The 24861-nt window shown below is 60.3% G+C and carries 20 protein-coding genes; 8 read left to right on the top strand and 12 right to left on the bottom strand.

Features of this window, described 5'->3' with window-relative positions; genetic code table 11:
- Positions 1-34 precede the first annotated feature (34 nt).
- Positions 35-1822 carry a SulP family inorganic anion transporter gene (locus KJF94_RS11160; RefSeq protein ID WP_214383363.1) on the bottom strand — a complete coding sequence of 596 codons (1788 nt, stop codon included), beginning with the start codon at positions 1820-1822 and terminating at the stop codon, positions 35-37.
- Positions 1823-2004: 182 nt separating this feature from the next.
- On the opposite strand from KJF94_RS11160, the gene KJF94_RS11155 reads away from it, so the two are divergent.
- Both KJF94_RS11155 and KJF94_RS11150 read left to right on the top strand, forming a co-directional pair.
- Positions 2005-3627: a methyl-accepting chemotaxis protein gene (locus tag KJF94_RS11155; protein ID WP_214383361.1), complete on the top strand. Its 1623-nt coding sequence runs from the start codon at positions 2005-2007 to the stop codon at positions 3625-3627.
- Positions 3628-3791: 164 nt separating this feature from the next.
- Positions 3792-4613 (top strand): DeoR/GlpR family DNA-binding transcription regulator, encoded by an 822-nt coding sequence (locus KJF94_RS11150; protein ID WP_214383360.1) that lies wholly within the window; start codon positions 3792-3794, stop codon positions 4611-4613.
- Positions 4614-4664: 51 nt separating this feature from the next.
- Here the strand turns inward: KJF94_RS11150 and otnI are convergent, their stop codons facing one another.
- The 10 genes from otnI to KJF94_RS11100 form a co-directional block, all read right to left on the bottom strand.
- Positions 4665-5447 (bottom strand): 2-oxo-tetronate isomerase, encoded by a 783-nt coding sequence (gene otnI, locus KJF94_RS11145; protein ID WP_214383359.1) that lies wholly within the window; start codon positions 5445-5447, stop codon positions 4665-4667.
- Between the two features lie 297 nt (positions 5448-5744).
- Positions 5745-7205 carry a GntT/GntP/DsdX family permease gene (locus KJF94_RS11140; protein ID WP_214383358.1) on the bottom strand — a complete coding sequence of 487 codons (1461 nt, stop codon included), beginning with the start codon at positions 7203-7205 and terminating at the stop codon, positions 5745-5747.
- A 191-nt stretch (positions 7206-7396) separates the two neighbouring features.
- Positions 7397-8035: a 3-oxo-tetronate 4-phosphate decarboxylase gene (gene otnC / locus KJF94_RS11135; protein WP_214383357.1), complete on the bottom strand. Its 639-nt coding sequence runs from the start codon at positions 8033-8035 to the stop codon at positions 7397-7399.
- Positions 8032-9330, bottom strand: coding sequence for a 3-oxo-tetronate kinase (otnK, locus tag KJF94_RS11130; protein WP_214383356.1), 1299 nt, complete (start codon positions 9328-9330; stop codon positions 8032-8034). The genes otnC and otnK overlap by 4 nt, the downstream gene beginning before the upstream one ends.
- 10 nt (positions 9331-9340) lie before the next feature.
- Positions 9341-10246, bottom strand: coding sequence for an L-threonate dehydrogenase (gene ltnD / locus KJF94_RS11125; RefSeq protein WP_214383355.1), 906 nt, complete (start codon positions 10244-10246; stop codon positions 9341-9343).
- A gap of 483 nt (positions 10247-10729) precedes the next feature.
- Complete coding sequence (locus KJF94_RS11120) at positions 10730-11194, bottom strand: MaoC family dehydratase (protein WP_214383353.1); 465 nt, start codon at positions 11192-11194, stop codon at positions 10730-10732.
- 21 nt (positions 11195-11215) lie between these two features.
- Positions 11216-11947 carry a hypothetical protein gene (locus KJF94_RS11115; protein ID WP_214383351.1) on the bottom strand — a complete coding sequence of 244 codons (732 nt, stop codon included), beginning with the start codon at positions 11945-11947 and terminating at the stop codon, positions 11216-11218.
- Entirely contained in the window at positions 11944-13038 is a 1095-nt protein-coding gene (locus KJF94_RS11110) for an AI-2E family transporter (protein ID WP_214383349.1), read from the bottom strand. The genes KJF94_RS11115 and KJF94_RS11110 overlap by 4 nt, the downstream gene beginning before the upstream one ends.
- Before the next feature lie 75 nt (positions 13039-13113).
- Positions 13114-13749, bottom strand: coding sequence for a response regulator transcription factor (locus tag KJF94_RS11105; RefSeq protein WP_214383347.1), 636 nt, complete (start codon positions 13747-13749; stop codon positions 13114-13116).
- A 4-nt stretch (positions 13750-13753) separates the two neighbouring features.
- Positions 13754-16030, bottom strand: a complete 2277-nt coding sequence (locus tag KJF94_RS11100) for a PAS domain-containing sensor histidine kinase (RefSeq protein WP_214383346.1) — start codon at positions 16028-16030, stop codon at positions 13754-13756.
- A gap of 229 nt (positions 16031-16259) precedes the next feature.
- Here KJF94_RS11100 and KJF94_RS11095 point away from each other — a divergent pair, with 229 nt between their 5' ends.
- From KJF94_RS11095 to phaR, 6 genes are all read left to right on the top strand, one after another.
- Positions 16260-17882, top strand: a complete 1623-nt coding sequence (locus KJF94_RS11095) for an acyl-CoA synthetase (RefSeq protein WP_214383345.1) — start codon at positions 16260-16262, stop codon at positions 17880-17882.
- A gap of 122 nt (positions 17883-18004) precedes the next feature.
- On the top strand, positions 18005-18331 hold the full coding sequence (locus KJF94_RS11090) for a DUF485 domain-containing protein (RefSeq protein ID WP_031318916.1): 327 nt from the start codon (positions 18005-18007) through the stop codon (positions 18329-18331).
- Complete coding sequence (locus KJF94_RS11085) at positions 18331-19992, top strand: cation acetate symporter (protein WP_214383344.1); 1662 nt, start codon at positions 18331-18333, stop codon at positions 19990-19992. Before KJF94_RS11090 ends, KJF94_RS11085 begins: the two co-directional genes overlap by 1 nt.
- Before the next feature lie 60 nt (positions 19993-20052).
- Positions 20053-21825, top strand: a complete 1773-nt coding sequence (locus KJF94_RS11080; RefSeq protein WP_214383343.1) for an acyl-CoA dehydrogenase C-terminal domain-containing protein — start codon at positions 20053-20055, stop codon at positions 21823-21825.
- 127 nt (positions 21826-21952) lie between these two features.
- Positions 21953-23221 carry an OprD family porin gene (locus tag KJF94_RS11075; protein ID WP_214383342.1) on the top strand — a complete coding sequence of 423 codons (1269 nt, stop codon included), beginning with the start codon at positions 21953-21955 and terminating at the stop codon, positions 23219-23221.
- A 278-nt stretch (positions 23222-23499) separates the two neighbouring features.
- Positions 23500-24021, top strand: coding sequence for a polyhydroxyalkanoate synthesis repressor PhaR (phaR, locus tag KJF94_RS11070; protein WP_145316454.1), 522 nt, complete (start codon positions 23500-23502; stop codon positions 24019-24021).
- A 35-nt stretch (positions 24022-24056) separates the two neighbouring features.
- On the opposite strand, the gene phaP is transcribed toward phaR, so the two are convergent.
- Positions 24057-24626 (bottom strand): TIGR01841 family phasin, encoded by a 570-nt coding sequence (phaP, locus tag KJF94_RS11065; protein ID WP_214383341.1) that lies wholly within the window; start codon positions 24624-24626, stop codon positions 24057-24059.
- Positions 24627-24861: the final 235 nt, after the last annotated feature.

Raw genomic sequence — 24861 nt, 5'->3', positions numbered from 1 at the left:
CGCGCCGGCTCCGACAGCGTGCACGCACCGTTGTCTACTCGCGACCCTCGCCCTGCCCTTCCTTCCAGTCCTCCGGATGGACCTTTAGATAGCTGCTGACGGCGACGCCTAATGTCGGAAAGAACGCAGCTTCGCCAAACCGCTCGAAAAGTCCGAATCGCTTCAACTTGTCTTTGACGGGGTCCTTCATCTCGGCCACGCAGAATGTGATGCCAGCCGCGTTCAAGGTTTCGTCCAGTTCGGCCAGCATGTCGGCGGAAGTCACATCCACGCTGGTGACCGGTTCCGCAGCGACCACCAGCCAACGAACCGGCGTGGGCGATGTCGCCACGGCATCCAGCACTCGGTCATGGAACAGTTCTGCGTTGGCAAAAAACAACGGGGCATCCCAGCGAAACAGCACCAGACCGGGAATAAGATGCGCATCTGGATAACGCGTGATGTCGTGATAGCCCTGGATGCCTTTGGCGCGGCCCAGAACCGCAGAATACGGACGCCAGGCATCCCATAGAAACTCGATCACAGCTATGACGATGGCCAGGCCAATGCCCTCGATGGCGCCGAATACGGCCACACCTGCCGTACAAACGATCGATAACCAGAATTCCCAGCGCTGGATACGATAAATCCGTCGCAGGTCGGCGACTTCGATCAGGCCGATAGCCGATGCGATGACCACCGCCGCCAATGCGCTTGTGGGCAGGTTCTTCAGCAAATCCGGGGCAAACAAAAGCAATAAAGCAACAGCCAGCGCTCCCACCACGCCGGTGAGTTGGGTTCGGGCGCCCGCGGCCTCGGCCACGGGCGTCCGTGACGAACTGCTGCTGATGGGAAAGCCCTGGAACAAACCGCCGGCAAGGTTGGCGACGCCGAGTCCTACCATCTCCTGGTTGGGGTCGACATAGGTCTGGGTCCGCGCCGCATAGACACGCGAGAGCACACTGGTGTCGGCGAACGAGACCAGCGCAACGGCGCAACCCCCGATCAGCACAGGAACGATATCGGCGCTGCTGATCCAGGGGATGGCAAACGCAGGCAAGCCTTGGGGCAGAGAACCGAGGACCGCCACATCGTGGGCTGCAAGGTCCAGCACGCCAACGGCGACGGTGGCTCCTGCCACGGCGATCAGAATCCCGGGCACGCGTTTTTTGTCCTTGAGCAACAAGATGACCGCCACGGTGGCCGCGCCGATCATGAAGGTGGTCCAGTTGGTTTTTCCATCCATCACCGAGGTGGCAATGGCCCACAGGTTGCGCAACGGTCCGTCGGTTTCGATCGAAAAGCCGAAAAACTTGGGTAGTTGACTGATCAACACCGTCAGTGCAATGCCGTTCATGTAGCCATAACGGATCGGTTTGGAAAGCAACTCGGTGACGAAACCCAGCCGCGCTATGCCGGCCAGGATGCACACCGTCCCCGAAACGATCGCCATCATGCCGGCAAGGGCAATCGCGCGATGCGGGTCGCCGCCGGACAGCGGCAGAACGACAGCGAGAATGACGGCTGCCAATGAGGAATCCGGCCCCAGCACCAGGATTCGGCTGGGGCCGAATAACGCATAAGCGAGCAATGGAACAATGGTCGCGTAAAGGCCATAAATGCCGGGCACCCCCGATGCCACCGCGTAGGCGATGCCGACGGGCACCAGCATGGTGGTGAGCACGAGTCCGGCCACAATGTCGTGCTGCAACCATGCCATCTTATAGCGGCCCAACGTCCGCAGCCCCGGCATCCAACGGCTCCAGCTGGTTAGATCGCCAGTATGCCTGCGCGTAATCCGACCCGGTTCAGGAACGGGGGGCGGAGCATCCGAATCGCTCATGGGACTTTAGCCCTCAGGGGTAACAAGCAGAGTAGTTATCAAACGTCGCAAATTCATAAATTCTCGCCGGTCACACGATCTTTTTTTCCTTAATCTCCGTAGATGATGCCAATGTGCCTTCATTGCAGCTTACGCTGACCTCTCGATCGCCCATCGACTAGCTGACTCAGGAATTATGGACTATGGAAAACTGGAAAATCAGGACTCACCTGCTTGTGCTCACCAGCACTTTGCTCCTGGGTTTGTTGTGTGTCGGCGGGCTTGGACTCTTGGGAATGCAATCCGCTGTACACAATCTGGAGACCGTGTACCTCGATCGAGTCGTGCCGCTGCGGGACTTGAAAAAAATCGCTGACCTGTACGCCGTGGACATCGTCGATGCCACCCACAAGGCACGCAATGGCAACTTCACCAGCGCTGAATCATTGAGCCGGATAGAGCAAGCGCAGCGGGAAATCGATCACACGTGGCAAGCGTACCAATCGACAACACTGATCCCCGCAGAAACCCGGTTGATCGCGCAAATCAACCCGCTGATGGAAGCCACCCGCGGGCCCTTGCAAAACCTGCAGGGCATGCTGCGCCAGAACGACAACGCCGGTCTCGCACGTTTCGCGACAGACCAGCTGTATCCACTGATCGATCCCTTGTCAGCCAAGTTTTCCGAGTTGATCGAGGTTCAACTGGTTGAGGCCAAGTCCCAGTTCGAGCAGAACCAGATCGCCTATACCTCCAGTCTCCAGCTCAGCCTGTTGATTCTGGCATTGGCGTTGATCGCGGGCGTGGCCTACACGTTTTTGTTCACCCGACTGTTGAGTCGCCAGCTCGGTGCCGAACCGGCAGAACTTGCCGCCATCAGTTCGAACATCGCCCAAGGGAAACTGGCCGCTACACAGTTTGATCAACAGCAGTCGACGGGCGTGCTGCACTCCGTCCAGGCGATGCGCCACAGCCTGAGCGACATGATCGGCAAGATCAGCCAGGCCTCCGAGCAGATCGAGAGTGCCGCGCTGCAATTGTCTGCGTCCTCCGAACAAGGATTGAGCAGCGCCGCCATGCAAAGCGAGACAGCCTCTTCCATGGCGGCCACGGTAGAAGAGCTTTCCGTCAGCATCACTCACATCGCCGACAATGCTCGACAGGCCCAGAGCACCGCGCAGAAAGCGGGCGAAATCACCAGCGAAGGCATGGAGGTCATGCAAGCATCCATCCAGGAAATGAGCCAGATTGCCGATCTGGTTGCACAAAGCTCATCGGACATCGATCAACTGGCGATTCAGTCTAACGACATCAGCCTGATTGTCGGTGTGATTCGGGGCATCGCCGAACAGACCAATCTCCTGGCCCTCAATGCCGCCATCGAAGCGGCACGCGCGGGGGAGCAAGGTCGCGGCTTCGCCGTGGTCGCCGATGAAGTGCGCAGCCTGGCCGCCCGCACCGCCCAATCCACCACGGAAATCGTGGCCTTGGTCAATGCCATACAAAGCGGCATGGTCAAAGCAAAAGACAGCATGGCCGCCGGCTGTGAGCGCGTGACCCATGGCCAGCAACTGGTCGAAAGCGCGGGCCTTTCCATGGGCAGGATCAAGGGAGCACTGGACGAATCCCTGGCAGCCGTCAGTTTCATTTCGTTGTCGCTCCAGGAACAACGCGCCGCCAGTGAACAGGTCGCCAGCAACGTCGAAAGAGTGGCGCAAAGCGTGGAAGAGAACGCCACAGCCCAAGGCGGGATCGTTAGCACAACCCAGAAACTCAAGGCAATGTCCGACGGACTGGGCGTAATTCTGCAGCGGTTCAGTTTCTAGCCCCCCGACGCTATCGTTGAGCTGTCCTCGCATTGGCGAATCACCTCAACTACCTGCTGACTGAGCAGGGTCCGTCACATCGTCGAGCTACTGATCCAGCCGCAGATTCGCTACTATGTTTGTCCGTTTCCTTTACCGTCAGCTTTCCTCACTTTGGAGTCCGAATGCCTAGTCAAAAGGACATCGCCACCGAAAACGGCGCACCGATGATCCCTGAACAGCGCCGTGAATTGATGCTGCGACAGTTGCGCAAGCATCAGGTGCTGAGCGTTCATCAATTGATGGAAATGTTCGACTGTTCGCACATGACCATTCGCCGCGACATCGCGTTGCTGGAGCAGGAAGGTCGTGCTTACTCGGTAACGGGTGGGGTGCGGATCGCCAGCCAGCTCCATAGTGAGCCCAGCCATCAGTTCAAGGCGGTGGTCGAGTTGCCACAGAAGCAGGCCATGGCCAGGCTCGCCGCCGGGTTACTGCATGCCGATATGACGATTTACCTGGATGCGGGAACCAGCACACTGGAAATCGTCCCCCACATCAAGGCGCTTTCCGGCATGACCGTGGTGACTAACGACTTCGGTATTGTCCAGGCACTGATCGACGCACCCCATGTCACGGTGATTCATACCGGCGGGCAGCTGGATCACTCGAATCAATCGTGCGTGGGCAGCCTGGCGGTTGCCACCTTGCGTCAAGTCGTTACTGATATCGCCTTCATATCGACCAGTTCCTGGGATTTGCGCCGAGGCCTGACCACGCCTTCGGCGCTGAAGGTGGAGGTCAAACAAGCCGCGATGCAATCGGCCTCGCAAGCGGTGCTGGTGGCCAGCAGTTCGAAATACGGCACATTCAGTATGTACAGGATCGCCGGGCTCGAGCAGTTCGACATCATCCTCAGCGATGACGCGTTGGCCCCTGCCGCAGCCGATGGCATCCGCAAGCAGGGTGTCGAATTGTTGCTGCCGTCGAACAATATTCCGGCTTGAAACAACGGGCTCCCGCATCCGGCAGAGCCCGTCTCCCCTCCTGTGCTGCGCTTAGCGCGCCTTCCAGTCCCGCAACCACTGCAAGCCGGCAGACGTGTTGCCTCGCGGCCGATATTCGCACCCTACCCAACCGTCATAACCCAACTGGTCGATCAGCTCGAACAGATAGGGATAGTTGATTTCTCCCAGGTTCGGTTCATGCCGGTCAGGCACGCCGGCGATCTGGATATGGCCGATTCCGTCGAAGTCCCGACGCAGTTTAGTGGCCAGGTCACCTTCGACGATTTGGCAGTGGTAGCAGTCGAACTGAACCTTCAGGTTACTGGCGCCCACTTCCTTGCAGATGGCCTGAGCCTGATCCTGTCGATTGAGGAAAAAGCCCGGCATGTCCCGTGTATTGATCGGCTCGAGCAATACTGTGACGCCTACCTTGGCCGCCTGTGCAGTGGCGTAGGCAAGGTTGTCCAGGTAAACACCTTGATGCCGCACCCGGTCATCCTCGGAGGGCAGCAGGCCGGCCATGACATGGATGCGTGAATTGCCCAGCACGCCGGCGTATTCCAGTGCGCGATCAAAACCGCTACGAAATTCACTCTCCCGACCGGGCAACGACACTATCCCCCGCTCGCCCGCCGCCCAATCACCGGGCGGTGCATTGAACAGTGCCTGTACCAGGCCATTGTCACTCAAGCGTTGCTTGAGTTCTTGAGTGCTGTAGTCGTAGGGAAACAGGTACTCCACCGCTTCGAAACCATCGGCAGCTGCGGCGGCGAAACGATCCAGAAACTGATGCTCCGGGTAGAGCATGCTTAGATTGGCAGCAAAACGAGGCATGGTAGCTCCTATAGATGGCGTTATTGCAGTAGCACGGCTTGCCGTAATGCCTGTCAGTTAAGAGAATTTGAGGAGCGAGCTTGCTCCGGGCGGCGTTCCGACGATGGACTCAAGAGCGCCGTGTTTAGCCAGTAAACACGCGTTTTCGTTAAAGACCATCGCGAGCAATCGGGCGTCGACCGGCTGCTCCTACAGTGCATCACCTTCGCTTAACTGATCGGCATCACGGCTTGCCGGCGATGGCGTCCTTGGGATCGCCATCGCCAGCAAGCTCGGCTCCTACAGGTCGACAGTTCGTTAGACAAAGGGCCAGATCAACAGGGTAATACAGAAACCCAGGGTGCCGAGCAAGGTGGTCAATACCGTCCAGGTGCGCAAGCCGTCGGCCACATTCAGCCCGGCCAGTTTGGTGAAAATCCAGTAACCGGCATCATTGATATGGGACATGGCCAACCCGCCGCCACCCATCGCCAGGCACAGCAGGGCCATGTGGTTCGGAGTGAGACTGAGGGTCGCAATCAGCGGGCTGATGATGCCGGCAGTGGTCACCAGCGCCACCGTGGTCGAGCCCTGCACCGCGCGCAAGAGCATGGTCAGCAGAAAGCCCAGCGCCAGCACCGGCAGACCGGTGGTGCGCAACATATCGGAGACCACGGCACCGATTCCGGTATCCACCAGCACCTTGCCGAACACACCGCCGGCACCGGCAATCAGAATCACCATCGCCACACCGGGCAAGGCCGAACCGATGACATCTGACACCTGAGTGCGGCTCCAGCCCCGACGTGAACCCAGCAACCAGGCACACAGCAAGGTGTCGATCAGCAACGCCACCAGCGGAGCGCCGAGCACGGTCATGATGCCGCGCAGGGTCGATTCAGCAGGCAGCAATGAGGTGGACAGTGTTCCCAACAGAATCAGAATGATGGGTAGCAGGATCAGGCTGACGATCAGACCAAAACCCGGCGGTGGTGCCGGCGGCAATTTGGAAACGATGCTGCTGGTGGATTCTTCCAGGCCCATGTGCGACACAGCGACAGCCGCCTGTTCAGAGCTTTTGTCGTTGCCATTGGACCAGGCGGCCAGATCTTCGTTGGTGACATGCGGGCCATAGACCTCGGCACGAATATCGTCGGTCATCGGGTACACGCGACGGGTCATGCGCCCGGCCACGCGGTAACCGACATAGCAAAGGAACGCGGTCATCGGCAGCCCGAACATCAGCACGCGGCCCAGATCTGCGCCCAATTGGCTGGCAGCGGCCACTGCGCCCGGGTGTGGCGGCAGAAAGGCGTGAACGGTCAACAACGCCGCGCACATCGGCAGCGCGAACACCAACAGCGGCTTACGCGCACTGCGGGCAACGCCATAGGCCAGCGGCATGAGGATGATCACACCGACCTCGAAGAACACCGGCACCCCGACCATGAAGCCGGCAATCGTCAACGCCAGGGGAGTACGCCGGTTGCCGAAACGGGAAATCAGTGTCTTGGCCAGCGCCTCGGCACCACCGGAGAGTTCGATGATCCGCCCGATCATCGCGCCCAAGGCAATGATGATCGCGATATGGCCCAAGGTCTTGCCCATGCCTCCTTCGATGGTAGCGACCAGATCGGCCGGTTTTACCCCGGCCACCAGCGCCACCAGAATACTCACCAGCATCAAGGCCACGAAGGGCTGGAACTTGTACTTGAGCACCAGAAACAACAACAGAGCGATCCCTAACCCCGCTGTAACCAAAAGGATTAACGGGCTCATTTCAGAAGCCCTCCGTGCCGGGAGAGCGAAAGGGTTGTTCTAAAAATGCCGCAGTGAAAGTGAGTCATACCTGGATGTCCTCTTGTTATTGTATTTTTCAGGCAAGCCGGGGTCGTTGGGAGTCGCTGCGCGTCTCCCAAACAAGGCCTGCGTTTTCGATCTATCGAGTTCTGTCGTGCTGAACCAGCGCTCTACCAGTGCGCGCCAAAGGTCTCTCGCAGCTCGTCCAGCGCTGCCTGGTCGAGCGGTTCGGGCTTGGGATTGCTCATCAGCCACAGCCGCGCAGTTTCCTCGAGTTCTTCCAGAGCGTAGCTGGCCCTGGATACCGAACTCTCCCAGACCACCGGGCCCAGCCGTTCGAGCATTACGCCGCGAACGCTGTTGGCCAGTTGGGCGACTTGCTCGGCCACCTTCGGCGAGCCGGGGCGCTGGTAGCCAATCAACGGGATATGCCCGACTTTCATGACTTGATACGGCGTCAGTGGAGGCAGAATATCGTCCGCCTGCCAGACACCGGCGAGCGTCAACGCCACCAGATGGGTGGAGTGGGTATGTACCACGCCACCAACGCTCGGGTTGCGGTCGTAGACCTGGCGATGCAGCGCCAGGGTCTTTGAAGGTTTGTCACCGGACACCCATTCACCGGCCAGATTGACCTTGGCGATGGTCGCCGGATCGAGGCGCCCGAGGCAGACGTCAGTCGGGGTGATCAACCAGCCGTCGTCCAGGCGCGCGCTGATATTGCCGGCGCTGCCGACGGTGTAACCGCGCTGGTAGAGGCTGCGGCCCACCTCACAGATTTCTTCGCGCAGGGCGTTTTCGTTACTCACTGCGCGCCTCCGGCCTGGGCAAGTTGATTCAAGGCCTTGGTGAAGAAGTCCGGGCCACCGAAGTTGCCCGACTTGAGTGCCAGCGCCAAAGGCTCGTCAGTGCTGCTGACGGTCGCCGGCACACCCGGATCGATCTGCGCGCCGATCTGCAGCAGTTGTACGCCCAGCGCCTGAACCACAGCGCCCGACGTTTCACCGCCGGCGATCACGAAGCGGCGCACACCGCTCTGGCGCAGACCTTGTGCAATTTCGCCAAGGGCGTTTTCCACCAGGCTGCCAGCTTGCTCCACACCCAGTTGCTGTTGCACCGACTTGACCTCTTCCGGTGAGCTGGTGGCGTAGATCAATACGGTTTCTTCGTTATCACGGGCGAAGGTCAAGGCTTGCGCCACCACCGGTTCACCCGCAGCCAAGGCCAACGGATCAATCCGAAAGGCTGGCCGACTGGCTTCAAGCCAGGCCGCCACTTGCCCATTGGTGGCGATCGAAGCACTACCGGCCAACACCACTTCTCCACCGAACACTGCCGGGAGTTTCGAGGCATCGAGGTCGCGCAACTTGCCGGCACGACGGAAATTCTCCGGCAAGCCCAATGCCAGCCCCGAACCACCCGTCAACAATGGAAGATCGGCGCAAGCGGCACCGAGGGTATACAGATCGCTGTCAGACAAGGCATCGGCGATTGCCATGCCGACACCTTGAGCCTTCAACTCTGCGATTCGCGCACGTACCGGCTCGATACCGCGGGCAATGGTGTCGTAGCGCAACAGGCCGACATTCAGGCGGGTCTGCGATTGAAGCACCCGAACCAGATTGGCATCGTCCATCGGCGTCAGCGGGTGATGCTGCATACCCGACTCGCTGAGCAGTTGATCCTGCACAAACAAGTGGCCGCGAAAGATCGTCCGGCCATTCTCCGGGAATGCCGGGCAGGCCAGGGTGAAGTCGCTACTCAATGCGCCCAGCAGTGCTTCGCTGACCTGGCCGATATTGCCGGCCGCGGTGGAGTCGAACGTCGAGCAGTACTTGAAGAAGATCTGCTCGCAGCCTTGTTCGCGCAACCATTCCAGCGCAGCGAGAGACTGTTCGACCGCTTCGGCAACCGGCGTGGTACGCGACTTCAGGGCGATGACGATCGCATCGGCGTCAAGCCCGGCAGCAACTTCCGAGCTCGGGATACCGATGCTTTGCACGGTACGCATACCGCCGCGCACCAGCATGTTGGCAAGGTCCGTGGCACCCGTGAAATCGTCGGCGATGCAGCCCAACAGCGGGCGTGCGGTGGAGGTAGTCATGGTGTGTTCCTCAAACGGACTCAGGCTTGGCAGTCGGCAATTCGATGCCCGGGAAAATCTTGATCACCGCCGAATCATCCTCACGACCGAAACCTGCACTGGAAGCCTGCATGAACATCTGGTGAGCGGTGGCCGACAGCGGCAGCGGGAATTTGCTGGCCCGGGCGGTATCCAGCACCAGTCCCAGGTCCTTGACGAAAATATCCACCGCGGACAACGGCGTGTAGTCAGCCTTGAGAATGTGCGGTACGCGGTTTTCGAACATCCAGGAATTACCGGCGCTATGGGTAATCACCTCATACAGCGCATCGGCATCGACCCCTTCACGCAGGCCCAGCGCCATGGCTTCGGCAGAGGCGGCAATATGTACCCCGGCGAGCAGCTGGTTGATGATTTTGACCTTCGAACCCAGGCCATGGACGTCACCCAGGCGATAAACCTTGCCGGCCATGCCCGCCAGGATCGACTCAGCCTTGGCATAGGCGTCGGCTGGACCCGAGGTCATCATGGTCATCTCGCCAGCGGCAGCTTTGGCGGCGCCCCCGGAAATCGGTGCATCCAGATACAGCAGGCCCAACGCGGCCAGGCGCTGGCCCAGTTCCACGGCATAGGTCGGGGCCACGGTGGCGCAGCCGATCACCAGGCTACCCGGCCGTAGCGAGGCCACGGCACCACCCTCACCAAACAATACGGTTTCGGTCTGCTCGGCGTTGACCACGACGGTAATGATCACGTCACACTCAGCGGCCATGTGCGATGGCGAAGGGCAAGCTACACCGCCCTCCCCGGCGAACTGTTCTGTTACGGCAGCGCGCACATCACAGGCATGCACATTGAAACCGCTGCGCAGCAACGAGCGGGCAATGCCCAGTCCCATCGCGCCCAGACCGACAACACCGACATTCTTGTTATTCATGGCGTACTCCAGAGGAAAGCTGCGACTGCTTCCACGCCTGTAAGGCGCAGACGGCGGGCGCGTTGGATAGGGGCGCGGCAGTCAGGATCAGCACCGAGCGGATAAACCAGCTGAGGAGCGCTGTCGTTCAGCACGTGAGTCGAGATCTCATCGAACATCAAGGCAGTCCTGCTTTTATCTTGTTAGCAAGTTGTCATACCGGCTGCACAGATCATCCCCCAATGAGCGGATTATGTGAAGTATTTTTTCTATATAACATTTTTTAACACTGCGGCCGATCACAGCATTCAAATGTCGCTGGTCTCCTGCTACGTGATCCATGCCTGAGGCTGGCGCGAAATGTACAGGTCGAAGGCGCTCCGGCGGTGCTCCGGGCTTTTGTCTGATGGCGTCCGGCCCGGGAGAAACCCAAGCAGGTCATGTGTGTGGAAAACGTATAGACAGTGCGCCGGCCCCCAACACCTGAAGCCGGGGCCAGCTAATTCAATCCTCTGCCGGCCTTCTGAACACCAGCAACTTCCCGGTCGCGCGTTGCACCACTTTGTCATTCTGATTGAGCGTTTCCATGAACAGCGTCACCACGCCCCGATCCGGTTTGGAGGCAGACGGATCGATGGCCTGCACCGTGCTGAACAGGCGCAACACGTCATCCGGATAGGTCGGCGTTGGCCAACTCAGCTCGATGCTCAGGCCAATGATGCCGTCCGCCAAGGGCACGCTGGCCACCAGCAGTTTCATGGTCAGGGCCGCGGTGTTCCAGCCGCTGGCAGCCAGGCCGCCGAACAGACTCAACTTGGCCTCTTCGGCGCTCAGGTGGAAGGGTTGCGGATCGTATTCGCGAGCAAACGCCAGCATCGCTTCCCGGTGGACGCGAACAGGGTCGCTTTCAAATTCCTGACCCAGGCTCAGGTCATCGAGATAGAGTTTTTCCCAGGAATGCAGGGTCATGATTCATTCCTCCGCAGTGCATTACGAGTAGCCGATGTCGCTGAGGTCGATGGCCACCAGCAAGGCGTCCTTGTCCGCCTGGCCGTCAGCCTTGCGGCGATAGGCACGCCGCTTGCCGGGCATGCGCAAGCCATCGGCTTCAACATAGCCATGCACGTACTGGGCGGCAGACAGGCCACCGCTGACGTCCACGTTGTAGTCGTGTCGACACAGTAGAAAGTCGTCACCGAAGTAGAAATCCTGCACCGCGCAGTGCGTGGCGATGCTCTCGGGAAAGGTCACTCGCAAGCGTCGCCAGCGTTGTGAACCCTCTTGCCAGGGCTCGACTTCCTCGGTCACGACACCCGGCCAGGTGAACTGGAAAGGCATGGTCAGGTAGGACCAGAGTGCGTAACCGTTGAAGTACGCACGATGCAGGGGATCCCATGGACTGTTTTCCCCATGGTCGAGGAAGGATTCCCTCGGCGTTGCTCGCTCGGCAATCACCTTGCCGGCGGTATTTTCGATGGCAATTCGATCCGGGGTGTAGGCGGTGAATTGATCGGCTCCGCCAAAGGGCGTCACCGAAGCCCGTTGTTCATGCAGCCACACGGTCATCTGCCGTGGCGCGCTGTCCTGGGTCAGCCCTTTCATTGCCCAGAGCGAGCCACCGGTCACGATTGTCGCGCGTACCTGATTGAAACTGTTCCAGCGTTCCAGCCCACCGTGGGCGATCAGTACCTGGTCCAGCAGTTCATGACACGGTGCACTCATGGTGGCGGCCCTCCACTTTCCGGATGCCGATCCTGTACCCATTGCCAGAATAATTGGTACCCGACCGCCAGCACTACCGGGCCGATGAACAGGCCGAGAATCCCGCCAGTGACCATGCCGCCAAGGGCGCCGATCAGTATCACCGGCATCGGCACATCGACACCGCGCCCCAGCAGCAACGGCTTGAGTACGTTATCCACCAGGCCGGCAACGAAGACATAGACAGCAAACACGATTGTCGCCGTGCTGGCACCTTCCGTGGCGAACACAAAGGCAATCACGGGGAGCGTAATCAACGTCGCCGGCAACTGCATGATTCCGAGCAGCAGCACCCCCAGTGCCAGCAACCCGGCACCGGGAACACCCTTGACCACGAAACCCAGGCCTACCAGCAGCATCTGGATGAAGGCGATGCCGACCACCCCCAGTGCAACCGCACGAATCGTTGCGGTGCACAGCCCGGCGATTTTCGCCCCCTTTTCCGGGCCGCTGATGCGGGAGGCTATCTGAACCGAGCTGCGGTAACCGTTTTCACCATAGGCCATGAAGATCCCGGCGATGATCAAGGCGAAAATGAACATCAGGAAACCCATGCCGACACCGGCGAGTTTGCTCAACAGGTTCAGGCTGACGTCTTTGATCTGCGGAATGTACTTCTCTGTCAGGCCCGGAAGATCGGTGGAAGCCTGTAGCCAAAGGGCCGACAGAGGCTTGCCCACCAATGGCCATTCGGCGACTGAATCGGCGGGCGGCGGAATGTGGAAGCCACCGTTCTTGATCACGCTGATGGCATGCTCGACCGAGTCGGCAATCGAGGTGCCCATCAGATAGATCGGTACCATCAGGATCAGGATGGCGACCAGTATGATCAGCGTCGCAATGCGCCCTTCCTTTTGCCCCAGCGGTCCTTTGAGTCGCTCTTGCAACGGATAAAGGGTGATCGCCAGGATCAGCGACCACAGCATCAGGTCGCGGAACGGGCTGAAGATCTCGAAGCAGAACAGCACCAGAACGGCGATCAACCCGGCCCGGATAAAAACATCGAGCAGCGTGCGCGTCAGCGTTTTTTCGGATAAGGACGTGGGCTCCATGGATGCCTCCCTGATCACTGCAACGGTACGGGATCGGTTAGCCCAGCATAGTCGTTCGGCGGAAAACGCGAGGATTCAACGCAGTTTCAATGGATCAACCAATCCGGCGGCAATGGCCATGCCGACCAGGTCCGGCAGGGTATTGGCCTGCATGCGTTTCATCACGCGTGAGCGGTAGAGGTCGACGGTTTTTGCGCTGACGCCCAGTTGTTCGGCGATTTCCCGGGTGGTGTAACCCTGCACCAGCGGCAGCAAGACGTCACGTTCCCGTGGGGTCAGCGTGAGCAAGCGAGCCTGCAACGCTTCATGCCCTTGATTGCCCGAACGGTGGGTCGCGCAGTTGCTGAGAGCCTGTTGCACGCTGTCCAGCAGCAATTGCTCGTTATAAGGCTTTTCAATGAAGTCGTGAGCACCGGCCTTGAATGCACGCACCACGATCGGCACATCGGCGTGACCGCTGACGAAGATGATCGGCAGATTCAGTTCGCGCACACGCATTTCTTCCTGCACGTTCAAGCCGCCCATGCCAGGCATACGCACATCCAGTAGCACACAGGCCGCCAGACTGGCATCGCAGGCATTGAGGAACTCGACGCCACTGGTGAACGGCAACGCCTTGAGGCCGACCGACTCGAGTAACCAGACTGTTGAATCGAGCATGCCTTGATCGTCATCGACCACATACACCACGTGCTCCGTCACACCCGCCATTGCATTATTCCTGTTGTTGTTTTGTTGGGCCGGCAAGCGGCAAGCGACAGCACATCAGCAGCCCGACCGGTTGGCGGCGGGCCTGCAATTCGCCGCCGAAACCTTCGATGATGCTGCGGCTCATGGACAACCCGAGCCCCAGGCCATCGGCCTTGCTGGTATAGAACGGGGTAAAGATCTGCTCCAGTTCCGGCTCGCTCACGCCGGGGCCCTGGTCTTGCACATTGATGTCCAGGGTGGCAGCATTGCCCTGCCCCGCAGTCATCACGATCAGCGAAGGCTGGCCGGGATGTTGTTCGCGATTGGCATCGATGGCGTTGCGCAACAGATTGAGCAGGACCTGCTCCAGCAGCACCCGGTCGGCATAAACGGGCGGCAGATTATCCGGCAGTCGATCCTCGATTGTCACTTGGCAATTGCTTGCCTCCCAGGCGCACAAACGCACGGCTTCGCGGGCGACATCGGTGACATTCAGTGCCTGCATGCGGCGCTGGCCTTTGCGCAGAAACGCGCGCAAACGGCGGATCACTTCCGAGGCGTGTGTGGCGTGGTGGGTGATGCGCTCCAGGCCTTGCGCCACCCGGGCGGCGGCTTGCGGATTGGAATCCACGGTCTGCAAATAGCGCTGGCTGGCATTGGCGTAATTGACCACCGCGGCCAGTGGCTGATTGATTTCGTGGGCGATGCCCGAGGCCAGTTCACCTAGGGTGACCAGGCGCGCAGTGTGCGCCAGTTCATCCTGATGGCGACGCTGTTGCACTTCGCGCAGCTCACGTTCGGTCATGTCCCGCGCCACGAGGGAATAGTAGCGCTCGCCGCCAGCCGAACGGTGCGCCAACAGCACCAACGACACCGGCACCGACGCGCCACCGCCCGGCGGTTGCAAGCGCGCATCGGTGCTCCAGACGCCGTCACGTTCGGCGCCGCTCCAGCCGTCACGCTGCAGACGCGTCAAGTCAGCGCTGGCGAACAGTTCCGCCAGGGTCGGCATCGGCTGTTGCTCGCCGATTCCGAGGATGCGTCGTGCCGCCGGGTTGAGGTAAGTGACTTGCCCCTCGGGGTCGATAAACAGCACCGGGTCGATGTTGGCCTCGACGACTTCGGCCAGGCGCCGCTTGTTCTCTTCGGCCTGCACCCGGGCGGTGATGTCCCGGGAGACGCTGACCACCTCGACCACCGTGCCGGTGTAGGTTTCACGAATCGCCCGGCTGGCGGTCTCGAACCACAGGTAATGCCCGTCCCGATGACGAATGCGATACGTCATCGTGTGATAACCGTCCTGCTCCAGCGCATCGCGGGCCCGCTGCACCAGGCTGGCCAGGTCCTGACCATGGAACAGACCCTGGGCCATTTGCCCGCGCAATTCTTCCGGCCAGTAACCGAGCAATGTCCACGAGGCGGGCGAAGCATCGAGAAAACGGCCGTCCGGTGTGTGCCGGGAAATCAGGTCGGTGGTGTTCTCGATGATCAACCGGTACAGCCGCCGCGCCTGGGTCGCTTCGCGTTCGGCCAGCACCTGCACGGTGGCGTCGCGGCAACGGGCAAGCACGCGGTTGTCCTGGGGATCGGGAATGAACGTCCAGATCAGGATCTGCGCTTCGAACTGGGCTTCAACCCCTTCAATGGCGCGTTGCTGGTCCAGACAGGCGCGCACTAGCACCCGATGATTGACCGGCAGAAATCCCAGCACGTCGGTCAGCGGCTTTTCCGCCAGCAGCGCCAGCAACGCCGCATTGAATTCCTGCGGCCTGCCCTGCGCGTCGAGCAACAGGCTCGGCTGCGGATCGTGGCCCAACAGCGGCGAACCGCGCAGCATGCCGTTGACGCTGCTGAGCAAAGTCGTCAGCAGATCCTGCACCCAACCCAGCCAATCGAAACTCACGCCCTCGCACACTTCCACCAGCAACAGGCCCGCCTGCCCAGGCGTCAACGCCAGATCAAACACCTGACCATGGCTGATCGCGGCGCGGCGCAGTCGACCGGCCAGCCAGCAATCCAGTTGCCGTACTTGCGCCAGATCGAGGCGCCCCGCTTCCAGCAGCCGCTCGAACAACAACTGGTCGCTGGCCTGCGACGGGTCGCCCTGGCCCGGTGGAAAATGCTGGGCGGCGCCTTCGTGGCTGTAGATCCGCGCCTGGGGTTGCCAGCTCAGGTAAACCGCGCGACGCACCTCGGGGCAATCCTGCAAGGCCCGACACAACGCATCGGCCCGGGCAGCCAGAGAAACGCCTTCGCGCTGCAGGCGCAACCAGCTGTGCAATCGAACGGGAGTCAGGGTCATCACGGGTCCGCTTCGTTAGGGAAACCAAGGATATACCGGCCTTGGCGATATGACTGCAGTCATTTAGATCAACAAGAATTCAATATAGTATATATCCTATACGCTATAGGTTGTACTTCCATATTGATGGAAGATTGTTATATAAAGCAGACCGGACATAAAGGTGACCTCAGCGGCTACGCTGAAAGTCCACCGATAGAGCTAACAATCAGCCACCGAGTACCCGCACATGTCGATCTATGAACAAGGGCTAGGCCCTTCGGCTGTCAATCACATCGCCCTGTCTCCGCTCAGCTTTCTCGAGCGCACGGCCAACGTTTACCCCGACTACCCCGCGGTCATCCACGGCTCCATTCGCCGTACCTGGGCGCAGACCTACACCCGTTGCCGACGCCTGGCCTCGGCACTGGCCGGTCGCGGTATCGGCAAGAACGACACCGTGGCGGTGATGCTGCCCAACATCCCCGAAATGCTCGAAGTGCATTTTGGCGTACCGATGATCGGCGCCGTGCTCAACCCGCTCAACGTGCGCCTGGATGCCGAAGCCATTGCCTTCATGCTGCAGCATGGCGAGGCCAAGGTGCTGATCACCGACCGTGAGTTCCATAACGTGATTCACGCCGCCATCGGCATGCTGGATCACCCGCCGCTGGTCATCGACGTCAACGACCCGGAATACGGCGAAGGCCAGGCCGTCAGCGACCTGGACTATGAAGCCCTGCTGGCCGAAGGCGATCCGGCGTTCGCCTGGCAATGGCCGGTCAACGAGTGGCAAGCCATCTCGCTGAACTACACCTCCGGCACCACCGGCAATCCCAAAGGCGTGGTCTATCACCACCGCGGCGCTTACCTGAACGCCTTGGGCAACCAGATGACCTGGGCCATGGGCAATCACCCGGTGTACCTCTGGACCCTGCCGATGTTCCATTGCAACGGCTGGTGCTACCCGTGGACCATCACCGCGCTGGCCGGTGTGCACGTGTTCCTGCGCCGCGTCGATCCGCAGAAAATCCTCACGCTGATCCGCGAACACCAGGTCACCCACCTGTGTGGCGCGCCGATTGTGCTCAATGCGCTGGTCAACATGCCGGAATCGGCGAAGGCGGCCATCGATCACCCGGTCGACGCCATGGTCGCCGGTGCTGCACCGCCGGCCAAAGTCATTGGCGCCGTGGAAGAAATGGGCATCAAGGTCACCCACGTCTACGGCCTGACCGAAACCTATGGCCCGGTGACCCTTTGCGCCTGGCATGCCGAATGGGATGAGCTGCCACTGGAAGAACGGGCGCAGATCAAGTCCCGCCAGGGTGTGCGCTACCCGACGCTCGAAGGCGTGATGGTCGGCGATTCGAAGACCCTGGAGCCAACCCCGCGCGATGGCCAGACCATCGGTGAAGTGTTCATGCGCGGCAACACCGTGATGAAGGGCTACCTGAAAAACCCGACGGCCACCGCCGAAGCGTTCGAGGGCGGCTGGTTCCATACCGGCGACCTGGCGGTGTGTCATCCCGACGGTTATGTCGAGATCAAGGACCGCCTCAAAGACATCATCATTTCCGGTGGCGAGAACATTTCCACCATCGAACTCGAAGGCGTGCTGTATCGCCATCCGGGCGTGATGGAAGCCGCCGTGGTCGCCCGTCCCGATGAAAAATGGGGCGAAACGCCCTGCGCCTTCATCACCTTGAAGGCTGATCACCAGGACGTTCGCGAGGCCGACATCATCAGTTTCTGCCGCGAACACCTGGCCGGTTTCAAAGTCCCGCGCACGGTGATTTTCACCCTGCTGCCGAAGACCTCCACCGGCAAGATCCAGAAGTACGTGCTGCGCGACAGGGCCAAGGCCCTCTAACCCTCACCCACGTTTCACCTATCAGGCGGCAGGTGTCTTACCTGCCGCTTCGGGCTCGTGCAGGCCGAATTCGGCCTGCCCTGCCCCCTCACACCGATAACAACAACAATGTGGAGCGCACCATGATCGACATCCATGCAACCGATACCCAACGCTGTGAACGTATTCGGACCAACCCGAAATTCCTTCAATTGGTCAGCAGCCGTTCGCGCCTGGCCTGGTCGTTGAGTGCTGCCGTGCTGGGCACTTATTACCTGTTCATGCTCGTGGTGGCGTTTGCCCCGCAGTGGCTGCACGCACCGCTCGGCGAGCATCGGATGTTGACCCTGGGCATGCCGGTTGGCGCGGCGATCATTATTTTTTCCTGGCTGCTGACTGGCTGGTATGTCTACAGCGCCAACACGCGCTTCGATGCACTGGGCGCCGCCATTCTTGAGGAGAGCAAGTGATGCGTAACCTCATCCTCGCCGCAGCGTGCCTGCTGCCGGCCTCCGCTGTGTTCGCCGCACCCGCGTTGGGTGCCATAGAAAAACAACCGCTGAACCTGCATGCCATCGGCATGTTCTTCGTGTTCGTCCTCGGTACGCTGGCGATCACCTGGTGGGCCGCACGCCAGACCAAATCCACGTCGGATTTCTACACCGCCGGCGGTGGCATCACCGGGTTTCAGAACGGCCTGGCGATCGCCGGCGACTACATGTCCGCCGCCACATTGCTGGGGCTGTCGAGCCTGGTGTTCGCCAAGGGTTATGACGGATTCATCTACACCATCGGCTTCTTTGTCGGCTGGCCGATCATCACCTTCCTGATGGCCGAGCGTCTGCGCAATCTGGGGCGCTACACCTTTGCCGACATCGTTTCCTATCGACTGGACCAGAACAAAGTACGGATCTTCGCCGCGTTCGGTTCGTTGACGGTGGTGTGCTGCTACCTGATCGTGCAGATGGTCGGTGCCGGCCAGTTGATCAAATTGCTGTTTGGCCTCGACTACCCGGTAGCGGTGATGATCGTTGGCGCGTTGATGCTGGTGTATGTGATTTTCGGCGGGATGATCGCCACCACCTGGGTGCAGATCATCAAAGCCGTGCTGCTGCTCGCCGGCGGCACAACCCTCGCGGTCATGGCCATGTCGCAGTTCGGTTTCAGCTACGAAACCCTCGCCACCAAAGCAGTCGAGGCGCATGCCAGCGGCTGGAACATCATGGGCCCCGGCTCAATGCTCGCCGACCCGATCAACACCGCGTCGATGTCGCTCGGCCTGGTGTTCGGCATCGCCGGTTTGCCGCACATCCTGATGCGTTTCTTCACCGTGCCCAACGCCAAGGAAGCGCGTAAATCGGTGTTCTACGCCACCGGTTTCATCGGTTTCTTCTTCCTGGTGGTCTGCACCCTGGGCTTCGCCGCGATGGTGATCATCGGCACCGATCCGCAGTACTACGTCAACGGCGAAGTCGGCGGTGCCTTGATCGGCGGCGGCAACATGGTCGCGATGCACCTGGCCAAAGCGGTGGGCGGCAACCTGTTCTTCGGCTTCCTCTCGGCCGTTGCCTTCGCCACCATCCTTGCGGTGGTCTCCGGGCTGGCCCTGGCCGGTGCGTCGGCGATTTCCCACGATCTCTACGCCACCGTGTTCAAGAAAGGCAAAGCCACCCAGAAACAGGAAATGCGCGTGACCCGCCTGGCTACCGTTGGCCTGGGCATCATCGCGATTCTGCTGGGCATTCTGTTCGAGAAGATGAACGTCGCGTTCCTGGTCGGCCTGACGTTCGGCATCGCCGCGTCGACCAACTTCCCGGTGCTGATCATGGCCATGTACTGGAAAGGCCTGACCACCAAAGGCGCGATCATCGGCGGTTTTGCCGGCCTGATCTGCGCCCTGGTGCTGGTGATTCTTTCCCCGGCCGTGTGGGTGACCGTGCTCGGTCATGCTCACGCGATCTTCCCGTACGACCACCCGGCGCTGTTCTCCATGCCGTTGGCGTTCCTGGTGATCGTCTTGGTGTCCCGACTCGACCGCAGCGTGCGGGCCGACAAGGAACGTGATGCCTACGCCGACCAGTTCGTGCGCGCCCAGACCGGCCTCGGTGCCGCCAGCGCTTCCAGTCATTGATTGAAAGGCACGGCGCGCCGTAGCGGCGCCGTGCACAACCGTCCTGTTGAGGTTCACGTTATGCCCGAATTCAAAGCCCCCCTGCGCGACATGCGCTTCGTCCTGCATGAAGTGTTCGACGCCCCGGCCCTGTGGGCACGCCTGCCGGCCCTGGCTGACAACATCGATACCGACATCGCCGACGCGATCCTTGAGGAAGCGGGGAAAGTCACCGCGCACCTGATCGCCCCCTTGAACCGCAGCGGCGACGAGGAAGGCGCGCAGTGGCATGAAGGCCAGGTCACGACGCCGATCGGCTTCAAACAGGCTTATGCCACGTACATCGAAGGTGGCTGGGTCGGCCTCTCGGGTAATACCGAGTATGGCGGCATGGGCATGCCGAAGATGCTGGCCGTGCAGTTTGAAGAGATGCTGTACGGCGCCAATTCAAGCTTCGCGCTGTACTCGGCATTGAGCTCCGGTGCCTGCCTGGCCCTGGATGCCCACGCCAGCGACAGTTTGAAAGACCTGTACCTGCCGCCGATGTATGAAGGTCGCTGGGCCGGCTCCATGTGCCTGACCGAAGCCCATGCCGGCACCGATCTGGGGCTCATCCGCACCCGCGCCGAACCTCGGGCCGACGGCAGTTTCAGCATCACCGGCAGCAAGATTTTCATCACCGGTGGCGATCAGGACCTGACCGAGAACATCGTCCATCTGGTACTGGCCAAACTGCCGGATGCACCGGCCGGGCCGAAAGGTATCTCGCTGTTTGTAGTGCCCAAGGTGCTGCTCAATGCCGACGGTTCCCTCGGTGACGCCAACGCTGTGAGTTGCGGTTCGATCGAACACAAGATGGGCATCAAGGCCTCGGCCACCTGCGTGATGAATTTCGACGGCGCCAGCGGCTGGCTGGTGGGCGAAGCCAACAAAGGCCTCGCGGCGATGTTCACCATGATGAACTACGAACGCCTGTCCATCGGCATTCAGGGCATTGGCTGCGCCGAAGCGTCCTACCAGAGCGCCGTGGCGTACGCCCGTGAACGCATTCAGAGCCGCGCTCCGACGGGCGCCATGGCCCCGGACAAAGTCGCCGATCCGATCATCGTTCACCCCGACGTGCGCCGCATGCTGCTCAGCATGAAAGCCATGACCGAAGGTGGCCGCGCGTTCGCCAGTTATGTCGGGCAGCAGCTCGATCTGGCGAAGTTCTCCGACGATGCGCAAGAACGCGACACCGCGCAAACCCTGGTCGCCCTGCTGACACCGATTGCCAAGGCCTTCTTCACCGACACTGGCCTGGAAAGCTGCATCAACGGCCAGCAAGTGTTCGGCGGCCATGGCTACATCCGCGAGTGGGGCCAGGAACAATTGGTCCGCGACGTGCGCATCGCACAGATCTACGAAGGCACCAACGGCATTCAGGCGCTGGACCTGCTCGGCCGCAAGGTGCTGGCTGATAACGGTGCCGCGCTGCGTCAGTTCACCGGCGAGATCCGCCATTTCGCCCACCAGCCTGACGCGCCCTACTCCGCGCAGCTGTTCGATGCCGTGCAGCGTCTGGAAGACCTGAGCGACTGGTTGCAGGACCGGGCGGCGACCAACCGCAACGAAGTCGGCGCCGCTTCCGTGGAATATCTGCATCTGTTCGGTTACGTCGCTTACGCCTGGCTATGGGCGCGCATGGCGCAGGTTGCCCAGCAAAAACGCGGCGAAGACGAAGCGTTCTACGGCGCGAAAATCGCCACCGCCGACTTCTACATCCATCGCTTGCTGCCGCGCATTTTGAGCCTTGAACAGTCGATTCGCGCCGGCAGTGCCTCGTTGTTCGGTCTGAGCGCCGAGCAGTTCTAACGATTGAACCGCACGCGGCGCCACGCTCCTCTCTTTTCGGTGCCCGCGTTTTTTATTGATAAGCCCTCGCCCGGTTGGCGAGGGTCGCGCAAACCGTCATTCCATAATAAAAACAAAGGGGCTTCACATGGATCGCAACACCCGAACTCTCGCTACCCGACTGTTGCTGGCCGGCGGTGTCATCAGCCTCTCGGCCCCCGCCGCTGCTGACTTTATCAAGGACAGCAAGGCCAGCCTCGAGCTGCGTAACTTCTACTTCAACCGTGACTACCGTCAGGCCAACGCGGCGCAATCGAAACAGGAGGAATGGGCGCAGGGTTTCCTGCTGCGCTACGAATCCGGCTTTACCGAGGGTTTGATCGGGGTCGGCTTCGATACGATCGGCCTGCTGGGCGTCAAACTCGACTCCAGTCCGGATCGCGCCGGTTCCGGTGTGCTCCAGCGCCATCGCGACACGCGCAAAGGTGCTCAGGACGAGTACGGTGAACTGGGCCTGACCGCCAAAGTGCGCGCCTCCAAAAGCACCCTGAAACTCGGTACGTTGCTGCCCAAATTGCCGACGGTGCTGGCCAACGATTCACGGCTGTTGCCGCAAACGTTCAAGGGTGGTCAGTTGACCTCCCTGGAAATCGAAGGCCTGAGCGTGGATGCCGGACGACTGACGCAGGTCAACCAGCGCGACTCCTCGGACTACGAGGACATGGGCATCACCCGCACCGGCGCCAAAGGCATCACCAGCCGTCATCTGGACAGCGACAGCTTCGATTTCGCCAGCCTCAACTACAAATGGACCAGTAACCTCGCCACCGGTTACAGCTACGGTCACCTCGACAATTTCTACAGCCAGCACCTGGTCAACCTGACCTACGTATTGCCGGTCACCACCGGCCAGTCGCTGAAGACCGACTTGCGTTTCGCCCGCTCCACCGACGACGGCGGCAGCAATGTCGACAACAACGCGATTGGCGCGATGTTCACCTACAGCCTCGGCGGGCATGCGTTCGGCCTGGGTTATCAAGGCATGAGCGGCGACACCGGGTATGCCTACGTCAATGGCACCGATGCGTTCCTGGTGAACTTCGTGCAGATCGGCGACTTCGCCAGCAAGGATGAAAAATCCTGGCAGACGCGTTACGACTACAATTTTGCCGCGATGGGCGTGCCGGGCCTGACGTTCATGACGCGCTATATCACTGGTGACAATATCGACCTGGGCGGCAACCGCCCGGAAGGCAAGGAGTGGGAGCGCGATACCGACATCGGGTATGTCGTGCAGAGCGGGCCGCTGAAAAATGTCGGGGTGAAGTGGCGCAACGCGACGGTGCGCTCGACCAATTTTGGCAGCGACCTCGATGAAAACCGTTTGATTGTCAGTTACACGTTGCCGATCTGGTAACTCGATTCAGGTTTAAAAAAGAGGACTCGCTCGACGGCGCAGTCCTCTTTTCTATTGTGGATTTTCATTGTGACGGCGGGCCTCATCGCGAGCAGGCTCGCTCCCACATTGGATCTTCAGTGTTCACAAATCCCCTGTGGGAGCGGGCTTGTTCGCGAAGACGGCCTCAGAAGCACTAAAGATGCTGAACCTGGCTTCCCTCCCCCGACACCATCCCGCGGCCGCAGCCATAGTAGGTTAAGATGCCTGCAAACCAGGCTCGCCACGAGACGCCCCGCATGCCAGATAACAGTCGGAACACTCCCCGCCTGATCAAGAAGTATCCCAATCGCCGACTGTATGACACCCACACCAGCAGTCACCTGACGCTCGCGGACATACGCCAGTTGGTCGTCGATAAGGTTTCGTTTCAGGTGGTCGATGCCAAGTCTGGCGAGGATCTGACTCGCAGCATCCTGCTGCAGGTGATTCTGGAAGCGGAAAGCGGCGGTGAGCCGATCTTCACCAGCGAGATGCTGATGGGGATTATCCAGTTCTACGGTCCTTATCAGGGTGTGCTGGGCAGCTACCTCGACAAAAGCATTCAGACCGTGATCGATATCCAGTCCCAGACCGGCGCGCAATCCTCCGAAGCCTGGAGCACTTTCATGCACCAGCAGGCCCCGGTCATGAAGGACCTGATGCGCCAGTATGTCGACCAGTCCAAGGCGCTCTACCTGAACACGCAAAACATGTTTGGCCTGTTCACCGGCAAACCTGAAAGCGAAAACGGCACGAAAAAAAATGGCGACGGGGAATAAACCCGTCGCCATCGGTGCTGCCAGCCTGATTTGACTTACTTGTTACCGCTGGTGGCCTTGGCGCTGGCTTCTGGCGCTGCTTTGGCGGCAGCGGCAGTGGCGGCGTCAAAATTGTTCTGAGCCACATCTGAAGCCTGTTTCACGGCTTTCTGTGCGCTTTCAAACACGGTACTGGCATTCGCCAGGCCGGACTTGAATGCAGCCACTACAGGCTCGGAGCCGGCCGGTGCATTCTTGCTGATCGATTCAATAAACTCATTCACCTGCTGGGTGCCCGCCTCGACCTGACTCGACGTCAGTTTGGCGATGTCCGACTGCGTGCCCACGATCAGCGCCTGAACCTGGCGATTGAACTCCGCCAGGCGTTCGCTTTGCGCGCTCGGCTGGGTGAACGACGCCTGCAAATCAGCAAAACCTTGTGCATCACGGACGGCCAGCAGCTTGCGCACGCCTTCGAAGTGCTCTTCGGTGGAGTCACGCAGTGCCTTGAACTGCAACTGGCTCAGCTGTTCAACGCTGGCGAACACTTTGCCGCTGATTTGCTGCAACAGGTCGAGGTTGGCTTTCTGAGCAGTTTGCAGATTTTCCGGGTTGAAAAAAGACATGCTTGAATCTCCTGGTACTGGAAGGCCCGGATGGGCCTGAGGACGCGATAGCGATCCTGCCAGTCATCGCGCTGGGTTTGATATTGCAGTGCACAAAACTATTTGGCAACGCCTATTTTGTGCGGCGCACAATAAAGTTCGCTTCCTCGGCTGATATTCCCTATACACTCGTGACAATCAAATGGCCGGCTTGGCTTCTATTAGTCAGGACGACATTCCCACGCATGGCGTCAGG

Source organism: Pseudomonas hormoni, from assembly GCF_018502625.1.
GTDB classification, from domain to species: domain Bacteria; phylum Pseudomonadota; class Gammaproteobacteria; order Pseudomonadales; family Pseudomonadaceae; genus Aquipseudomonas; species Aquipseudomonas hormoni.
Note: the sequence above shows the minus strand (reverse complement) of the source record. Positions and strands in the feature narration are given on the sequence as shown.